Genomic DNA, 19,055 nt, shown 5'->3' on the forward strand with positions numbered 1-19,055 from the left:
ATTTAGTAATCCAATAAAATTACCCTAGAATCGGGGACATTCCCCGAACGGGGTGTGTCCCCTTTCCTTATTATAAGACGAAAGAGTGGGTAATACCCACTCCTTACAAAATACTCTCTGGCAAAATAGATACTGGATCACTAAACAAAAGTAATTATATCATACTAGAAAAAACTTGGCAAGGCCATGATATGAAAGGGTATTAAGGTATTGGCAGAACGGCCTGGTTCAGGCTACCAGTTTTGACCTTCCGCCTGCAACTCGGATTTTACCGTCTTTACGATATCTTCCAGTGGCACCATAGCCACTGCTCCCTTGCGGCGTGAATATAATTCAACCTTGCCTTCGGCTAAGTCTTTCGACCCTACAGTAATGCGGAAGGGATAGCCTACAAGGTCGGCATCCTTAAATTTTACCCCGGCCCTTTCAGGCCTATCATCCAATACCGTTTCAACTCCGGCCGCGACGAGATCCTGGTATAGTTTTTCCGCCGCTTGCACCTGCCCTTGGTCTTTTATGCTGATGGGAACCACAATAACATGATAAGGAGCTATCTGTACAGGCCAGATAATGCCCTTATCGTCGTAATTCTGTTCAACTGCGGCCGCCATTGTCCTGGTTACGCCAATGCCATAACAGCCCATGATAAAAGGCTTGGCTTTACCGTTTTCGTCAAGAAAAGTCGCCCCTAATACCCTACTGTATTTATCGCGAAGTTTAAAAATCTGGCCAACTTCGATACCCCTGGCTTCAAGCAAGCTTTCCCCACAATTAGGGCATGGCTCTCCCGACTTAACCAGCCGGATATCTTTAACAATATGCGGCTTAAAATCCCTATCAGGATTAACATTGGCCAGGTGATGGTCATCTTCATTGGCGCCGGCTATGGCGTTTGCCATTAGCATAACTTCATTATCCGCTACCAGCTTAATTCCTTTCAGGCCAACCGGCCCCACGTAACCAGCCTGAGCCCCGGTGACCTCCCTGACAGTTTTTTCATCCGCCATTTCCAATCGGACGCAGCCCAGAGCGTTATATAGCTTAATTTCATTAACTTCCCTGTCGCCCCTGACCATAGCCGCGACTGTTTCTTTTTCGGTCTGATACAAAATAGTTTTAATCATTTTTTGAGGCGTTAACTTTAAGTAAAGGCAGACTTCTTCAATGGTTCGGCAGCCTGGCGTTGGGATCTTTTTAAGCTCAATCAGCGGCTCTTTTTCACCCGCTGCCGGCGGAACGGATTCAGCTCTCTCTTCATTGGCGGCATAACCGCATTTTTCATCAGAACAGTAGACTATTGTAACCTCACCTGATTCCGCCAGCACTGCAAATTCATGTGACCCGCTTCCTCCAATGGCTCCTGAATCAGCCACAACAGGACGAAATTTTAAGCCGCAGCGGCGAAAAACATTGGTGTAGGCCTCGTACATTTTATTATAACTGATATCCAGCCCGGCTTCATCCCGGTCAAAGGAATAAAGGTCCTTCATGATAAATTCTCTTCCCCTTAACAGGCCGAACCTGGGGCGGCGCTCATCCCTGTATTTATTTTGTATTTGGTACAACAACAGCGGCAATTGTTTATAAGAATTAATCTCACCCCTGACCAGAGCAGTAATTATTTCTTCGTGGGTGGGGCCAAGGCAAAAATCCCTGCCGTGCCTGTCTTTTAACCTGAATAATTCCGGCCCGTAAACATCCCAGCGCCCTGATTCCCGCCATAATTCGGCAGGCTGAATAATAGGCATCATAATTTCCTGACCACCCTGCCGGTCCATTTCTTCCCTGATTATTTGCTCAATTTTACGGATTACCCGCCATGCCAGCGGTAAAAGAGTATATACGCCTGCAGCAGACTTTCGAATAAACCCGGCCCTGAGTAACAGCTGGTGGCTGATTACTTCTGCTTCAGCCGGCACCTCCCGCAGGGTCGGCATTAATAACTGCGACACCCTCACTAAAAATTCCTCCCGTTGATGATCTGGTCTATTTCCTTAATCAGTTCTTCTACAAGTAACTCTTCCTTAACCTTACGTATAACCTTGCCCTTGCGGAATATTAGTCCTTCCCCTTTGCCCCCTGCTATACCTACATCAGCATGCTTTGCCTCGCCGGGGCCATTTACCACGCACCCCATGACAGCAACCTTCAAAGGCTCGTCCAGCGCCGCCAGGCGCTCCTCCACCTCACCGGCAATAGTAATTAAATCTATTTGCGTCCTGCCACAGGTGGGGCATGATATAATTTCAACGCCGCGTTGCCTGAGCCCCAAAGACTTTAAGATTTCATAGGCTGCACTGACTTCATGGACAGGATCGCCGGTAAGGGAGACCCTGACGGTATCACCAATACCTTCCCATAACAAAATACCAATTCCCACTGCCGACTTGATGCTGCCCCGGAATAATGTTCCCGCTTCTGTAACCCCAATATGGAGCGGGTAATCAACCCTGCCTGCCAGCAGCCGGTAAGCTTCCAACATTAGGGGCACGTCGGATGCTTTTAAAGACACCTTAATATCGTAAAAGTCCATTTTTTCCAGCATAGTAATATGCCTGAGTGCGCTTTGGACCATTGCCTCCGGTGTAACCGCACCGCCGACTGCTAAATCCTTTTCCAGCGAACCGGCATTAACACCGATTCTGATTGGAACTTTTTTTCGCTTTGCTTCCTTAACCACCGCGGCTACTTTATCTTCTCCCCCAATGTTGCCTGGATTAATGCGCAGGCCTTCGACTCCGGCCTCCAGGGAGGCCAGCGCCAGGCGGTAATCAAAATGAATGTCCGCAACCAGGGGAATACCAAGACCCTGCTTAATTTGAGGCAGCGCCTTTGCCGCTTCCATGTCGGGCACTGCAACCCTGATTATTTCACACCCCGCTTTAACCAGATTGTTAATTTGGGCCCTGGTCTGTGCAACATTGCGGGTATCTGTATTAGTCATGGATTGTACGGTAATTGGCGCGTCACCGCCTATCGTAACATTGCCCATTGTTACCGGCCTGCTTTTTCTGCGTATCACTGAAATTTCCCCCAAAAACCATGTAAATTAGCTATGAAGGTAATTATATCACCGTTTTGGAAACTTTTTCAACCGGTCTACACCTAATACAGCACCCCGGCATCAATTCTGCCGGGGCAATATTTTACGGGGCCTGCGGGTTTTGAATAAACAGTTGTAGTATATCATTATAAGTGATAAACACTATCAGCAGCAGCAAAAAGCCAAATCCAACGATATGGATGAAATTTTCTTTGGCTGGATCAACGGGACGTCCCCTCAAACCTTCAACCCCCAGGAACATAATTCTGCTGCCGTCCAGCGCAGGAATTGGAAGCAGATTAAACAATCCAAGGTTGATACTTAAAAATGCGGCCAACTGCAGCAGGTAAAAAATCCCTGTTTGCACAGCCCGGTCTATTTCCCAGATTACCCTTACCGGACCGCCCAGGTCGGCCGGGGCCTGGCCCGTAATCATTTTACCGATAAAGCTGATAATTAACACTGTAACTTTAACGGTAAAGCTGAAACCAGTTGCAATTGCCGCCAGGGGATTTAACCGTTTCATTTGCTGCTCAGGCATAATTCCGATAAGCCCGCGGCCACCCTCTCCTGCCTTGGGCACAACCGTTATTTCAACCGGCCGCCCTTCCCTGATTACTAATACGTCTATTTTTTCACCGGGGTGGCTGTTAATGGTTTTAGTTATATCTTCCCATGAATTCATTTTTTTATGGTTAATCATGTCTATTTTATCACCGGCTTTAATGCCTGCAATTTCAGCCGGCTCGCCTGGCAGTAGGCTTTTAATTGTTGTGCTTGGCGACGGGTATCCCTGAAACATAAAAATTACAGCCAACAGTAAAATAGCCAGAAAGAAGTTCATTATCGGCCCGGCTACAATTACCGAAACACGTTGCAGAACAGTTTTATCCCCAAAGCCTTTGCCTCTTTCCACTTCTACTTCCTCAGGATCCATACCGGCCATCCTGACAAATCCACCAAGAGGGAAAAGACGCAAATTGTAATTAGTTTCTCCCCGGGCTATCCCCAAAAGTCTGGGCCCAAAGCCCAAACTGAACTCGTGAACCTTTATTCCCACAGCTTTAGCCACGGCAAAGTGTCCCAGCTCGTGGAAAAATATCAGTATACCAAAAACAAAAATAGACGCCCAAAAAGTAGCCATAAAATTTCATCCTTTACGGTAAAAATCTAAAGTAAAAATCGGGTTAAAGATTCTATAGCCGTAGTGCGGGACCAAGAATCCATCGCCAAAACTTCTTCTATCGAATTATATGACACAGGGTTATGTTTACTCATTACTTCTTCCACAATCCTGGGGATAGAAGTAAAGCCAACCTTGTTTTCAAGGAAAGCAGCCACGGCAATTTCATTTGCGGCATTCATAACAGCAGGCATGGTTCCCCCTGTCCTGCCTGCCTGGTAGGCCAAAGCCAGTGACGGAAACCGGCCTAAATCAGGTTCTTCAAAGGTAAGGTCGCATATGGGCCACTTTAGCCTGGTTACATCTCCAGCCTGCCGCTTGGGATAAAACAGCGCGTACTTAATGGGCAATTTCATGTCCGGCACGCCCATTTGTGCCATTACCGAGCCGTCTATAAATTCTACCATCGAATGAATAATGCTTTGCGGGTGTATAACAACATTAATATTATCATACGGAACATCAAACAACCACCTGGCTTCTATAACTTCAAGCCCCTTATTCATTAAAGTGGCCGAATCAACTGTTATTTTCGGTCCCATCTGCCAGTTGGGGTGGTTTAACGCCATTGCAGGTGTTATACCGGCCATAAGAGCCGCATCCGTATTACGGAACGGACCACCGGAAGCCGTAAGCAATATCCTGGCGAGAGCGGACGGGTCTTCTCCATTTAAACACTGCCAAACAGCAGAGTGTTCACTATCCACCGGCAGAATCTTTACCCCATGCTCTCTAGCCAGCTTCGTAACCAAGCGGCCCGCGGCTACAAGAGTCTCCTTATTGGCCAGGGCTATATTTTTACCACTTATGATGGCAGCCACTGTTGGCTCCAAGCCCACGGCACCCGATATGGCAGTTAATACAGTGTCTGCGCCCGGCAATGAGGCTGCGGCCATAAGCCCTTCCCGTCCAAAATGAATATCAATGCCCTTTATGCCCGTAATTTTATCCCTGAGCCAACGCGCGTCTTCCTCACTAGACAGGGAAACTAGTTGGGGTTTGTACTTTAACACCTGTTGCAGCAGCAAATCTCTATTTCTACCAGCCGCCAGCGCAACGGGCCTAATTTCCCCGGCAAACTGATCCACTACCTGCAGCGCTTGCCGGCCAATGGAACCCGTACTACCCAAGATGACAATCTGTTTCATAATTCTCCCCAATTGTTGGTTTTATATTTATTGTTACTATTCGGGTAGTCAGAATTCAGTAGTCAGAATTTAGAATACTTCGAGACGATAATCCATTCTCTCATTCTGACTCCTGATTTCTGACTCCTGGCTCCTGAGCAGTTACTATTTATCAGCCGATAATGCAGTAATGGTGGCCTGAACCCCAATTATTATCAGCGGGCCTAAAACAATCCCCAATACTCCGATTATTTTTAATCCTATATACATGGCCATAAGCACCACCAGTGGATGCAAGCCCAGATTTGCCGCCACGACTTTGGCCTCCAAGACCGCCCTAACCACCATTACCAATAGATATAATGCAGTAAGTTTTAAACCTAAAATGACATTACCGGTTACGAACGCCCAAATTGCCCACGGTATATAAATGGTGCCCGGTCCTAAAACCGGGATCATGTCAAATATTCCTACCAACAAACCTAAAGTTAGTGCATATTCAGTACCTATAAAATATAATCCCACGATACTTATAACAGTGGTTATGGAAATGAGAATAAACTGTGCCCTGACGTAGGACTGGAAGGCCCCTGCCACCTGCCTGCTAATTTGCAGGGTCCTTTTTCCCCAGGGGGGAGGTATTAACCTTAACCACAATTTCATAATCTTGTCCCGGTCTTTGCTGAAAAAATAAGTAGCGATTAAGCTTATCAGCAGAACCATGATTGCATTAGGGACAGTACTGACGAAATGAAATAATACAGCAATGAGATCGCTTACCCATTGTTGTAAGGAGCTGGTCAATCTTTCTATAGTATCGCGCATATTTCCGGTTACACTTTTGGGCAAAGTGCCGTAAAACAGCACACCTTTTTTAAACCACAAGTCCGAAAAATGCTGAATGGTTTCTAATTTATCCGGCAGCACCAGTGACAGGTCATTAAGCTCTTTAACCAGCCTTAAAATAAGAAATGTAAATACGGTGCCAATGCCTCCGAAAAAAAGAAGCATGGCGATTGGAACAGCCAGCAGGCGAGGAATCCTGCCCCCCCTGCTCACGATTTCAACCAAAGGCTCCATGAACATGCTGAAAATTGCTGCAAGTATAAAAGGGAACAAAACCAAGATGATTATTTTTAGCCAGGTCAATGCTTCAGGCAGTACATACTTAACAACATAATATACCGCTAAAACCGTTATCGCGGCTGCCAGCAAGTAAAGTGTGTTTTTTATCGCTCGTGGCACGCAGATTCACCTCAGCTTAAAATCACCTTGCCTACATAATAAAAAACAAAGGGGGCCGTAAAAAGCATGCTGTCAAAGCGGTCCAGTATTCCCCCATGTCCCGGAATAAGTCTGCCGGAGTCCTTGATTCCAGCCTGACGCTTTATTGCTGATTCCACCAAATCGCCGGCCTGGGCGGTAATCCCTATAATTAATCCCATTGATAAAACAGGAAAAAAAGGCAACTCCTTAGTAAATAAGGTTACGGCAAGCGCTGCAGTTATTCCCCCAATGATCCCGCCTACAGACCCCTCCAGTGTTTTGCCGGGACTTAACGCAGGAGCCAGTGGATGTTTGCCCAATTTACGCCCGATTAAATAAGCAGAAGTATCGCTGGCCCACGTACACACCAGCAATATAATCAACCATATAAATCCATTATCATATGTACTAATTAAAAATAAAAATATTATAAGTCCAACATAAAAAATACTTAGCAAAGTCACAGCTGCATCAATTGGTTTTAAACGGGGGTATTGTATAACCATTGCTAGCAAAACAGCTATTATTATCAACACTACCGCCGCGCCGGGGTAACCTTCGTTATAATAATATGCCAAAACCAGTAAAAAAAGACAGTTTGGCACTGCTAATGAAAGAGATACCTTTAAATCAATGCGCGCAAAGATCCTACTAATCTCCCAAAGCCCTATTAACATTAATGCTGCGGTTAAAACCAACAGGGGTAATCCACCGTACCAAACCGCAGCCAGGAGTAATGGTATACCAATAAAAGCACTAAAAATCCTCTGCCAAAACACCAAATCACCAACCAGGTTTTTATTCATGCAGTAACCCGCCGTAACGTCTTTCCCGCCTCTGAAAATCCAACAGCGCTTTAAAGAATTCTTTTTTATCAAAATCAGGCCACATTGTATCAGTCAACCAAAACTCTGTATAAGCCAACTGCCAAAGTAAAAAGTTACTTACTCTGTAATCACCGGATGGCCTAATTAACAAGTCCGGATCTGGTTGGCCTGCGGTAAACAGGTGATTGGCAATCGCTTGTTCGTCAATTTTTTCAAGTTCCAATTCACAATTCAAAAGCTTTTGACCAATTGACTTAACTGCCCTGATTAATTCCGCCCTCCCACCATAATTTAAGGCTATGTTGAAATATAGCCCGGTGTTATTCTTACTTCTGTCAATTGCCATAGCAACAGCATCGCGGGCGTGTTGGGGCAGTTCGGAAATTATCCCCATCGGGTTGATTTTGACATTGTTTTCACAAAGTGAATCAATTTCCTTATGCAGGTATTCGACCAATAAATTCATAAGTACGTTTATTTCTTCTCTAGGTCTTTTCCAATTTTCTGTTGAAAATGCATAAACAGTTAAATGTTTTAGCTTTATTTCAACACAAGCTTCAACAATTCTACGCAAAGCTTTAACACCGGCTCTATGTCCAAACGATCGCGGCATTCCTCTTTTTAATGCCCATCTTCCATTGCCATCCATGATAATGGCCACATGGGCAGGAAGCCTTTCGATATCTAATTGTTTCAATAAATCTTCTTCTAAACAATCCAGGTCACCTTTAACATTTCCTTTACGGAGGATGCCTCGCAACCGTTTAAACAATTTACCCCGCTCCTCCCTTTATAAAACAACCCCCTCCGGAAACGAGGGGGTTTATTCGCTTATTCCTCAATAATTGCTCCGGTAGGGCACTCTTCTATACATGTTCCGCAGCTTTCACATTTATCCGGATCAATTGAATAAATATCTCCTTCAACGATGGCTTCGCTGGGACAAGCCTCTTTACAGGTACCACAGGCCAAGCACTCATCAGTAATTCTGTAAGCCACTACTTATCACACCTCCTTTCATTTCAACCTCCCTGGCTGCTATCAGGAATACCTTTTCCGCAGTCATTTTGCAACGCACAACTCTATACCGCCCACCCGGTTCACCTTTAGGAGGGGCTGTATATTCTATATTCACTTTCATACCGGCTGAACGACATAAGTCCACCGCTCGGTCGAGTTCCATTGCCAGAAGTACTTCACAGTTCATGCTACACGGTCATTATTTCTTTTTCTTTAGCTGCAAGCAGGTTGTCGATTTCTTTTATGTATTTGTCCGTAAGCTTTTGAACTTCATCTTGGAGCCGGCGCTGTTCGTCCTCTGATATCTCCCCGTTTTTTTGTTGGCTTTTTAAAGTATCGTTAGCATCCCTGCGTATATTTCGCACAGCCACGCGACCTTCTTCAGCCTTCTTTTTAATTACCTTAACCAGTTCAGCTCTTCTTTCTTGAGTAAGCTGGGGTATTGCCAATCTAATCACGTTTCCGTCGCTGGCCGGGGTTATACCCAAATCCGATTTTAATATGGCTTTTTCTATATCCGGCAGAACAGTTTTATCCCAGGGTTGCACCACCAACAACCTAGCTTCCGGGGCACTGATATTGGCCAGCTGGCTTATTGGCGTAAGGGTCCCGTAATACTGAACCACTATCTTTTCCAGCAAAGATGGCGTGGCCCGTCCTGCTCGCATTGTGGCGAATTCTTTAGTTAACACTTCAACCGTTTTTACCATATTTTTCTCTGCATCGGAAATCACGTTATTCGCCAATTATTCCACCTCCAACATAAGTTCCGACATTTTGTCCCAAGACAGCCTTTTTGATATTCCCATTTTCATTTAAATTGAAGACTATGAGTGGAATTTTATTGTCCATACATAGGGAGGTAGCTGTAGAATCCATTACACCAAGCCCTTTGTTCAAAACGTCAATATAACTGAGATTGCCAAATTTCTTGGCATTGACGTTCTTTAGCGGGTCAGAATCATAAACCCCATCCACACGCTTGGCCATTAATATTACTTCAGCTTCTATTTCAGCCGCCCGTAGGGCTGCAGTGGTATCGGTTGAAAAATAAGGGTTGCCGGTACCTGCAGCAAATATAACCACCCGTCCCTTTTCCAAATGCCGGATTGCTCGCCTGCGGATGTATGGCTCGGCTACCTCGCGCATTTCAATGGCCGTTTGTACCCTGGTGTCAACTTCATGTTTACTTAACGCATCCTGTAAAGCCAGGGAATTAATTACCGTGGCCAGCATTCCCATGTAATCCGCAGTAGCCCTGTCCATACCTTTGGTGCTGCCTGCAACTCCCCGCCAAATGTTTCCGCCGCCAACTACTATGGCAACTTCAACACCCAGCCGAACTACTTCTTTAATTTGAACGGCTATAGAGTAAACCACTTCCGGGTCAATACCATAACCTTTGGAACCAGCCAACGCTTCGCCGCTGAGTTTTAATACGACCCTTTTATAGCTGGGAACTTGTTCGGGCACATCCATAGGGATAAAAACCTCCCGTTCCACCTTTATTCAACAAGAATATTTTAAATCCTTTTCCACTTTATTTATTTTTGAACCTGAGCCATAACTTCTGCAGCAAAATCGTCTTTCCTTTTTTCCAACCCTTCTCCAAGCTCATAGCGAACGAATCTGCGAACAGAAATGTTCTCTCCGATTGTGGCTATTTTTTCTGTGATTAACTGTTTTACAGTCTTATCGGAATCTTTGATAAAGGGCTGTTCCAACAGGCAAATTTCCTTGTAAAATTTTTCAATACGTCCTTCAACCATTTTTTGAATAATTTTTTCCGGTTTCCCTTCATTAGCTGCCTGGGCGGCTAATATATCTTTTTCCTTGGCAATAACCGCTTCGGGGACTTCTTCCTTACTTACATACTCAGGGCGGGCAGCAGCTATTTGCATGGCAATATCCCTGACTAGTGTTTTAAATTCATCGGTTTTGGCCACAAAGTCGGTTTCGCAGTTAACTTCAACAAGTACGCCAATTTTGCCGCCACCATGAATGTAGGATTCAACCAGGCCTTCGGCTGTTATCCTGCCGGATTTTTTCGCGGCCGCAGCAAGGCCTTTTTCACGCAAGAAATCAATGGCTTTTTCCATGTCGCCGTTAGTTGCAACCAGCGCTTTTTTGCAGTCCATCATACCGGCACCGGTTCTTTCCCTTAAGTCTTTAACCATAGCAGCAGTTATTTCTGCCACAGAACATCTCCTCCTCATCCATCTATTACCTGATAATTTAATATTATAACCTATTTTATTTGGTTAAAAACACAGAAAAAAGGCAGGGGCTACCCTTAATAGGTAAATCCCCCACCATTTTTATTCAGCCATTTGTTCTCCCTGTTTTCCCTCAAGAACTGCGTCTGCCATTTTGCTGGTTAAAAGTTTAACAGCCCGGATGGCATCATCATTGCCAGGAATTACATAATCAACTTCATCGGGATCGCAGTTTGTATCTACAATCGCAATAATGGGGATACCCAATTTACGACCTTCTGCTACTGCAATTCTTTCTTTACGCGGGTCAATAATAAAAATTGCCTGGGGAAGCTTGCGCATATCTTTAATGCCGCCTAAGAACTTGTTTAATCTTTCTTTCTCATGCAGGAGCTCAGCGACTTCTTTTTTAGGCAACTTTTCCATGATTCCGTTTTGCTCCATTTTTTCAAGTTCTTGCAATCTGTCTATCCGTTTGCGAATGGTTTGGAAGTTAGTAAGCATACCTCCCAGCCAGCGCTGGTTCACGTAATACATACCACACCGCTCGGCTTCTTCCCGCACAGATTCTTGGGCTTGTTTCTTGGTGCCTACAAAAAGGATGCTCCCGCCGTCCTGAACGACCGATTTAATAAAATTATAGGCTTCCTCAACCATTTTAACTGTCTTTTGCAAGTCAATGATATAAATACCATTACGGTCTGTAAAAATGTAAGGAGCCATTTTAGGATTCCATCTGCGGGTCTGGTGACCAAAATGTACCCCGGCCTCCAACAACTGCTTCATTGATATAACAGCCATTACTACACCTCCTCCCCCACCGGTTTTTCCTCCGCCACCGTCATTTTTTCACAGGACCCCAAGCAGGGGACCACCTGCTGAAATCAGGCAACGTGTGTATTTAACACCAGCAAGTATTTTAACACATAGTCAGCGCAAAGGCAAGATGATTGGAGAAATCAAAGATATCAAAGAATCCTATATAAAACAAAGGACAGCCTTTAAGCTGTCCTTTGTTTTATTAATTATGTTTATTAATGCTGCTGCAATCTTTCCAGTTCTTCAAGCAAACGGTCGTTTAAAACCTTTATATAGGTGCCTTTCATACCCAAAGATTTGGATTCGATAACACCAGCGCTTTCAAACTTGCGCAGCGCATTTACGATCACAGACCTTGTGATACCAACCCGGTCAGCAATTTTACTTGCCACCAAAAGGCCTTCATCACCTTCTAATTGTTTAAAAATATGCCGCACGGCATCCAGTTCCGAATAGGAAAGAGTCCCCAGCGCAATCTGAACAGCAGCACGTTTCCGTGCCTCCTCCTCCATGCGGTCCTGACGAGCTTTTAGTATTTCCATTCCTACTACAGTTGCCCCTAATTCCGCCAGGATAAGGTCCTCATCGGTAAAATTATCGCTATACTTGGCCAGTACCAGTGTACCAAGTCTGCTACCGGCACCGACAATAGGTACTACCGTTGTTACCTTGTTGTATTCACAACGTTTGTCATGATTAAATGCACAGACATTTAAAGTTTGACAGATATTGGCATGAGTTTCATTAATGGTTAATAAGTTTTGGTTGTAATCAACCGGAAAACCTGCCGGCGACTCAACAATGTCTTCCATTATGTCACAAACAAAACCTTTTAGATAAGAAAAACCTAATACTTTTCCGCGGCGGTCTAAAATATAAACACTACACCCGATATTCTCGCTCAAAATTGCTGCAATTTCTTTAAAATCTACAGGGTATCCAGCTGATTTTTGCAAAACTTTATTGATGGACCGGGTTTTTTCCAGTAAGCCACGCAACTACATCGCCTCTTTCTTGCGCTATAACATCATTATAACATCATATTTTAATAAGACTTTTGCCAGCTGTCAAAACCAAAATAAAAAATAAAAAGCACATAGCACTTTTTATGTCTTACAAAATATACCTGCTTAAGTCCCTATCCTTTACCACCATATCAAGCTTGTTTGTGACATATTGCTCATCTATGATAAATTCTTGACCTTTCATGTCAGGAGCATTAAAAGATATTTCTTCAAAAAGCTTCTCCATAATGGTATGAAGCCTTCTGGCACCTATATTCTCCGTTTGCTCATTAACAGTATAAGCTATTTCGGCGATTTTCTCAAGCGAGTTTTGTGAAAATTTGACCTCAACGTCCTCAGTTCGCAATAATTCGATATATTGCCTGATTAAGGAATTTTTCGGTTCAATTAAAATTTGCAAGAAATCTCCCCTGTTCAAACTCGATAGTTCCACCCTGATTGGAAAACGGCCTTGCAGTTCGGGAATTAAATCAGAAGGTTTCGACATATGAAAGGCACCCGCGGCAATAAATAAAATGTGGTCAGTTTTAACGGGTCCGTATTTTGTCATTACCGTCGATCCTTCCACAATAGGTAAAATATCCCTTTGAACTCCTCCCCGGGAGACATCAGGTCCGCTTCCCCCCTCCCGAACAGCAATTTTGTCAATTTCATCTAAAAATATTATACCGTTATTTTCAGCCTGGTAAACTGCACTGCTGATGACTTCTTCCATATCAATTAGTTTTTGCGCTTCCTGCTGAGTTAATATCCTGCGCGCTTCACTGACGGTTACCCTTCTGCGGTGTTTCTTTTTAGGAAATAAATTTCCCATCATGTCACCAATATTAATACCCATTTCCTCTACACCTGATCCAGTAAAGACCTCCATAATTGGTGGTTTATTATCTTCAACTTCAATCTCAACAGTTTCTTTTTCAAGCTCTCCCTTTGACAATTTTTCACGCAGCGTTTCCCTTTCAAACCTAATTCTGCTGGCCATTTGATCATGTTGTTTATCCTCAGACTGTTCTGGCTGGCGTGCACCACCAAAAAGCATTTCCAGGGGATTGCGTATGGTTTTGTCCTGATTGGGCATAGGCGCCAGCAATTCAATAATCCGCTCTTCGGCCATCTTCCTGGCCTTCTCCTCTACCTGGGCCATTTTTTCCTGGCGTACCATCCGAATTGACGTTTCTAATAAATCTCTTACCATAGACTCAACGTCCCTGCCCACATAACCAACTTCAGTAAATTTTGTCGCTTCAATTTTGATAAAAGGTGCATTTACCAGTTTGGCCAGGCGGCGTGCTATTTCTGTTTTACCAACACCTGTTGGCCCAATCATTAATATATTCTTGGGTAAAACTTCATCTACCAAATCATCAGGCAACCTGCTTCTCCGGTACCTGTTGCGAAGGGCAATCGCAACCGCCCTTTTAGCATCGTGCTGTCCAACAATGTATTTATCAAGCTCACTTACAATTTCTTTAGGAGTTAAAGAAACCATCTTGCGACCTCCCCGCTATAATTTTTCCATGGTTATTCTGTCGTTAGTATATACACAAATATCCGCCGCAATGGCCAGCGCCTCCGAAACAATGACATCTGCGGTCAAATCCGTTTTCTTGACCAGCGCCCTTGCTGCCGCCAGCGCGTAAGGACCTCCCGACCCTATAGCCACTACGCCATCGTCAGGTTCTATTACCTCACCATTGCCACTGACTACCAACAGACACTCCTTATCCGCCACCACAAGCAGTGCTTCAAGCCGGCGTAAAAATTTATCGGTGCGCCATTCCTTGGCCAACTCCACTGCAGCGCGTTTTAGATTGCCCTGAAATGATTCAAGCTTGCTCTCAAATTTTTCAAACAATGTAATAGCATCAGCAACCGATCCGGCAAACCCGGCCAGCACCTTGCCTCCGTGCAGACGCCGCAGTTTACGGGCATTATGTTTTAATATTGTATTTTGCCCAAAAGTAACCTGACCGTCACCGGCCATTGCCACCTCTTGCCGCTTTTTCACAGCCACTATGGTTGTCGCGTGAAACATTTTCCCATATCCTTCCTAAAATCAAGATTTTTATAATTATTAAGCACGTGGATGACTCTTTTCATAAATTTGCTTAATCCGCTCTTTGCTTAAATGAGTATATATCTGTGTAGTAGATAACCGTGCATGCCCGAGCAAGTCCTGGACCGCCCGCAAATCAGCCCCGTTATCCAGCATGTGAGTAGCAAATGAATGTCTAAAAGCATGGGGGTTTGTTTTTTTATTAAATTTCATTTGCAAAGCATAACGTTTCAGCAGCCAGCGGACACCACGGTCGGTAAGACGTCCACCCTTATTGTTTAAAAACAATGCATCCGAGACAGCCGCGCTTTTGTTTAACAGAATAGGACGCGCCAGCTTGATGTATGTGTTTAAAGCATCAACAGCATAAGCGCCCAGCGGGACTATCCTTTCCCGGTTGCCTTTGCCTGTAACTTTTAAATATGCCTCTTTTAAATTTAAGTCCCCGGTATTAGCTCCAACCAGCTCACCGACGCGGATACCCGTACCATACAGGGTTTCCAGCACAGCCAAATCCCGACACCCCAAAACTTGTTCAGCGTCAGGAAATTCGACCAATTCTTTGACCTCGTTTTCAGTTAAAAAGCGGGGCAGTTTTCTGTCCCGCCTCGGTATGCTTATTCTTTGCAGCGGGTTATCTTCAATTATACCCTCACGGCAGAGATATTTAAACAAAGAACGCCAGGCTGATATTCTTCTGGCAATGGTGGCGGCAGACATTTCTTTTTGCCGCATCAAAGCCAGGTAACTGCGGAATAGTATTGTATTTACGTCCACGGGTTGGATGCTATAATCATCCTTTTTTAATATATCCGAAAAAAAAGACAATCCCTCAAATAAATCGTTTTGGTAACTTTTTATTGTATACCGGGAGGCATTTTTTTCAGTTTGGAGATAGATCAAAAAACCGTCTATATAATTATACATAGCAACCTCTTAACTAAAGCAACTTGAAGTTGCTTTCCACTGTTCAAGCTTTTCCAGAGCCCTGGCGGCATAGGCAGCATAGCGCATTTTTTTATCCTTGATTCGAACACTCAGGGGTGGAAACAAGCCGAATGTTATATTCATGGGCTGAAAATTGCCTGGATCTGCAGAAGTTATGTAATGGGCCAGAGCTCCGTGAGCGGTTTCGGGTGGCAGTGTCTCCGTCTTCATGCCTTTTGCCGTCAAGTACGCGTTTAACCCGGCCACAAGGCCGGAAGCCGCTGATTCCACATAGCCCTCGACACCGGTAATCTGCCCTGAAAAAAACAAATTTAAATTTTCCCTGGTTTGATATGTAGGAAACAATAATTTTGGCGAATTAATATATGTATTTCGGTGCATAACCCCGTAACGTACAAATTCAGCATTTTCCAAGCCAGGTATCATCCTGAATACTCTTTTTTGTTCGCTCCATTTCAAGTGGGTTTGAAATCCCACTATATTCAGTAAAGATCCGGCGGCATTGTCTTTTCGAAGCTGGACCACCGCATGCGGACGTTTTCCCGCGCCTGGATCAACCAATCCAACTGGTTTCATCGGGCCATAACGCATAGTATCCCGCCCGCGCTTGGCTATAATTTCAATGGGAAGGCAGCCTTCAAAATTTTTTTCGTTCTCAAACTCTTTGCGTGGAGCACGTTCAGCTGCTACAAGTTCCCTCCAGAACTTTTCATATTCCTCTTCATTCATGGGGCAATTAAGATAATCTTCACCACCCTTGCCGTAACGTGAAGACCAAAAAGCCTTGTTCATATCAATAGATTCCAAAGTAACTATGGGTGCCACCGCATCGTAAAAGTAAAAATAATCATACCCGGTAAATTCCTTGATTTTGTCTGATAGGCCAGACGAAGTAAGGGGCCCGGAGGCCACAATAACAATCCCATTGTCGCATTGTAACTGCAGACATTCTTCTCTTTTAATCTCCACCAGCGGGTGTTCTTCAAGAAGTTGTGTAACACAAGCGGCAAACTGCGCCCTGTCCACGGCCAGGGCGCCACCGGCAGGAACACTGTGTTTATCTGCGCAATGCATGATGATGGAATCAAGCCGGCGCATTTCTTCTTTTAGTAATCCCACGGCATTTTCCAGCGCCCGGGCACGCAGTGAATTGCTGCATACAAGCTCAGCAAATAATCCAGTATGGTGCGCTGGAGTGCACTTTTCCGGCCTCATTTCATAAAGCCTGACCGGAACACCTCTTCGGGCAACCTGCCAGGCAGCTTCCGACCCGGCCAGCCCGGCGCCAATTATTGTTACTGGTTTAGACAATAGCCACAACCCCTGTTAGTCAGCACTAATGCTGATTTCATTGCTGTTCTGGTTTGTATTCTCCTGATAAACGTCTTTGATCTCATTTTTACATTCCTTGTTGCTGCAGCGATATATGATATTACCCTTGCTTTCTTTTTGTACCATCAGGCTTCCGCAATTGGGACACTTTTGGTTCGTCGGCTGGTCCCAGACCACAAAGTCACAGTCGGGGTAATTGCTGCACCCGTAAAACTTCCTGCCTTTTTTGCTTCTGCGCAATACCAGTTCACCGGCGCATTTCGGGCAGGAAACTCCTGTCGGCTCTAGGAGCGGCTTGGTGTTTCGACATTCCGGGAACCCGGGACAGGCCAGGAATTTACCAAATTTACCCATCTTGACAACCAGGTTGCGCCCGCATTGCTCGCAAATTTCGTCTGTTACCTCGTCTTCCACTTGAATATGTTCAATTTCCTTTTCAGCAATGGTTAAGGTTTCCTTAAATGGATAATAAAAATCTTCAAGCACCTTGGCCCAATCTATGTCTCCCTCTTCCACATCATCAAGCTTTCTTTCAAGATCTGCGGTGAATTCTACATCAATAATGCTCGGGAAATATTGTTTGAGCAAATCTACAACTACCTGCCCCAATTCCGTTGGATAAAAGTTCTTCTTCTCTCTAATCACATAACCACGTTTGATAATCGTGTCGACAATGGGAGCGTAAGTGCTTGGGCGGCCAATTCCCTTTTCTTCAAGGGTTCTGATTAATGTAGCATCGGTATACCGCGGCGGCGGCTGTGTAAAATGTTGTTTGGGAACCAGAGATACAACCTTTACTTTTTCTCCTTCCTTCAGCTCCGGCAACAAATTTTCATCAGGTGAGTCATTGTCCTGGTTGTCATCTCCCTCATCCTGCCCCTCAATATATACCTGCATAAAACCAGGGAACTTTATGATGGAGCCTGTTGCTCTGAAAACGTAATTCCCGGCCTCTATGTCAACGCTGGTGGTATCGATTAGGGCGGGACTCATCTGGCTGGCAACAAACCTCAGCCAAATTAATTTATATAATTTATACTGGTCCCTGGTCAAAAAATCTTTAATGCTGTCCGGTTCCCTGGTAACGTCAGTTGGGCGAATAGCTTCGTGGGCGTCCTGGGCGCGCCCTTTGGGCGCAACCCTTCGAACTACCCCTGGGATGTATTCCCTGCCGTATTTCCCCGCTATGTATTCCCTGCTTTCTTGTTCAGCAGTTTCCGAAATTCTCGTTGAGTCAGTACGTATATAGGTTACCAAACCAACCGGCCCTTCTTTGCCCAGATCCAAACCTTCGTATAGCTGCTGCGCCACCATCATGGTCTTGCGTGCAATAAAATTCAGTTTTCTATATGCTTCCTGCTGCATACTGCTTGTGGTAAAAGGAGGGGCAGGTTGTCTCTTTTTCTCTTTCTTAGTAACGCTGGTAACCCGGTAATCTGCACCCTGCAGGTCACTGATGATATTTTTAACGGTCTTTTCATCAGGGATATGAGCTTTTTCCCCGTTTATCTTATGCAGCTTGGCTTCAAAGTGACTGCCCTTGCCTTTTAGCAACTTTGCCAGCAACGACCAATACTCTTCAGGAACAAAAGACTGGATTTCTTCCTCACGATCACAAATTAAGCGCATTGCCACAGACTGTACCCGGCCCGCGCTTAATCCTTTTTTTACTTTTCGCCACAACAGCGGGCTTAAGTTATAACCTACCAACCTGTCTAAAATACGTCTGGCCTGCTGGGCTTCAACCCTCTGCAGGTCTATGGGGCGCGGCTGCTTTACAGCCTTTTGCACCGCTTGCTTGGTGATTTCATTAAATTCAATCCGGCATGGTGATTTCTCATCAATGGCAAGCACATTGGCCAAATGCCATGCTATTGCTTCACCTTCTCTGTCAGGGTCGGACGCCAGTAGTATTTTATCTGCTTTTTTAGTAGCAGCTTTTAATTCCTTGATAATGTCGCCCTTTCCACGAATCGTAATATATTTGGGCTTAAATGATTCCTGAATATCCACGCCTAACTGACTTTTGGGTAAATCTCTTACGTGTCCCATCGAGGCCTTGACAATAAATCTTCTACCTAGAAACTTTCCCAAACTCTTGGCTTTAGCCGGTGATTCAACTATTACCAGGGTATTAGCCACGCTATTTCACCTCTGCTATTCGGAGCTTACCGTTTTCTTTTAATTTATTTC

18 protein-coding genes are annotated in these 19,055 nt (G+C 44.7%); all 18 read right to left on the minus strand.

All coding sequences use genetic code 11. The annotated features are described in order from the left end of the window. Positions 1–233: 233 nt before the first annotated feature. Positions 234–1,958: a proline--tRNA ligase gene (locus H569_RS0103200; RefSeq protein ID WP_027363808.1), complete on the minus strand. Its 1,725-nt coding sequence runs from the start codon at positions 1,956–1,958 to the stop codon at positions 234–236. Further along, positions 1,958–3,022 (minus strand): flavodoxin-dependent (E)-4-hydroxy-3-methylbut-2-enyl-diphosphate synthase, encoded by a 1,065-nt coding sequence (gene ispG / locus H569_RS0103205; RefSeq protein ID WP_027363809.1) that lies wholly within the window; start codon positions 3,020–3,022, stop codon positions 1,958–1,960. The genes H569_RS0103200 and ispG overlap by 1 nt, the downstream gene beginning before the upstream one ends. 124 nt (positions 3,023–3,146) lie before the next feature. Next, on the minus strand, positions 3,147–4,187 hold the full coding sequence (rseP, locus tag H569_RS0103210) for an RIP metalloprotease RseP (RefSeq protein ID WP_027363810.1): 1,041 nt from the start codon (positions 4,185–4,187) through the stop codon (positions 3,147–3,149). Positions 4,188–4,213: 26 nt separating this feature from the next. After that, a complete protein-coding gene (locus H569_RS0103215) occupies positions 4,214–5,374 on the minus strand; it encodes a 1-deoxy-D-xylulose-5-phosphate reductoisomerase (RefSeq protein WP_027363811.1) in 1,161 nt (386 codons plus the stop codon). A gap of 144 nt (positions 5,375–5,518) precedes the next feature. Continuing rightward, positions 5,519–6,598, minus strand: a complete 1,080-nt coding sequence (gene ytvI, locus H569_RS0103220; RefSeq protein ID WP_027363812.1) for a sporulation integral membrane protein YtvI — start codon at positions 6,596–6,598, stop codon at positions 5,519–5,521. 11 nt (positions 6,599–6,609) lie between these two features. Continuing rightward, a complete protein-coding gene (locus H569_RS0103225; RefSeq protein ID WP_081410854.1) occupies positions 6,610–7,425 on the minus strand; it encodes a phosphatidate cytidylyltransferase in 816 nt (271 codons plus the stop codon). Beyond that, positions 7,418–8,218: an isoprenyl transferase gene (locus H569_RS0103230; protein ID WP_027363814.1), complete on the minus strand. Its 801-nt coding sequence runs from the start codon at positions 8,216–8,218 to the stop codon at positions 7,418–7,420. The genes H569_RS0103225 and H569_RS0103230 overlap by 8 nt, the downstream gene beginning before the upstream one ends. Positions 8,219–8,277: 59 nt before the next feature. After that, entirely contained in the window at positions 8,278–8,445 is a 168-nt protein-coding gene (locus H569_RS0103235) for a DUF362 domain-containing protein (RefSeq protein WP_027363815.1), read from the minus strand. Between the two features lie 209 nt (positions 8,446–8,654). Then, positions 8,655–9,176, minus strand: a complete 522-nt coding sequence (gene frr / locus H569_RS0103240; protein WP_051273199.1) for a ribosome recycling factor — start codon at positions 9,174–9,176, stop codon at positions 8,655–8,657. Between the two features lie 25 nt (positions 9,177–9,201). Continuing rightward, positions 9,202–9,945, minus strand: a complete 744-nt coding sequence (gene pyrH, locus H569_RS0103245; protein WP_034629323.1) for a UMP kinase — start codon at positions 9,943–9,945, stop codon at positions 9,202–9,204. A gap of 65 nt (positions 9,946–10,010) precedes the next feature. Further along, complete coding sequence (tsf, locus tag H569_RS0103250) at positions 10,011–10,664, minus strand: translation elongation factor Ts (RefSeq protein WP_027363818.1); 654 nt, start codon at positions 10,662–10,664, stop codon at positions 10,011–10,013. Positions 10,665–10,784: 120 nt separating this feature from the next. Next, positions 10,785–11,483 (minus strand): 30S ribosomal protein S2, encoded by a 699-nt coding sequence (gene rpsB / locus H569_RS0103255; RefSeq protein WP_027363819.1) that lies wholly within the window; start codon positions 11,481–11,483, stop codon positions 10,785–10,787. A 233-nt stretch (positions 11,484–11,716) separates the two neighbouring features. Continuing rightward, positions 11,717–12,499 (minus strand): GTP-sensing pleiotropic transcriptional regulator CodY, encoded by a 783-nt coding sequence (gene codY, locus H569_RS0103260; protein WP_027363820.1) that lies wholly within the window; start codon positions 12,497–12,499, stop codon positions 11,717–11,719. Positions 12,500–12,614: 115 nt separating this feature from the next. Further along, entirely contained in the window at positions 12,615–14,015 is a 1,401-nt protein-coding gene (gene hslU, locus H569_RS0103265) for an ATP-dependent protease ATPase subunit HslU (protein WP_027363821.1), read from the minus strand. Between the two features lie 15 nt (positions 14,016–14,030). Further along, the gene (gene hslV, locus H569_RS0103270; protein WP_027363822.1) at positions 14,031–14,561 is read right to left on the minus strand and encodes an ATP-dependent protease subunit HslV; all 531 of its coding nucleotides are present in this window, start codon (positions 14,559–14,561) and stop codon (positions 14,031–14,033) included. Between the two features lie 39 nt (positions 14,562–14,600). Further along, entirely contained in the window at positions 14,601–15,509 is a 909-nt protein-coding gene (xerC, locus tag H569_RS0103275; RefSeq protein WP_027363823.1) for a tyrosine recombinase XerC, read from the minus strand. Positions 15,510–15,518: 9 nt separating this feature from the next. Beyond that, positions 15,519–16,841, minus strand: coding sequence for a methylenetetrahydrofolate--tRNA-(uracil(54)-C(5))-methyltransferase (FADH(2)-oxidizing) TrmFO (trmFO, locus tag H569_RS0103280; protein ID WP_027363824.1), 1,323 nt, complete (start codon positions 16,839–16,841; stop codon positions 15,519–15,521). 15 nt (positions 16,842–16,856) lie between these two features. Then, positions 16,857–19,004, minus strand: coding sequence for a type I DNA topoisomerase (gene topA, locus H569_RS0103285; RefSeq protein ID WP_027363825.1), 2,148 nt, complete (start codon positions 19,002–19,004; stop codon positions 16,857–16,859). Positions 19,005–19,055: the final 51 nt, after the last annotated feature.

The organism is Desulfotruncus alcoholivorax DSM 16058 (genome assembly GCF_000430885.1).
GTDB classification, from domain to species: Bacteria; Bacillota; Desulfotomaculia; order Desulfotomaculales; family Desulfallaceae; genus Desulfotruncus; species Desulfotruncus alcoholivorax.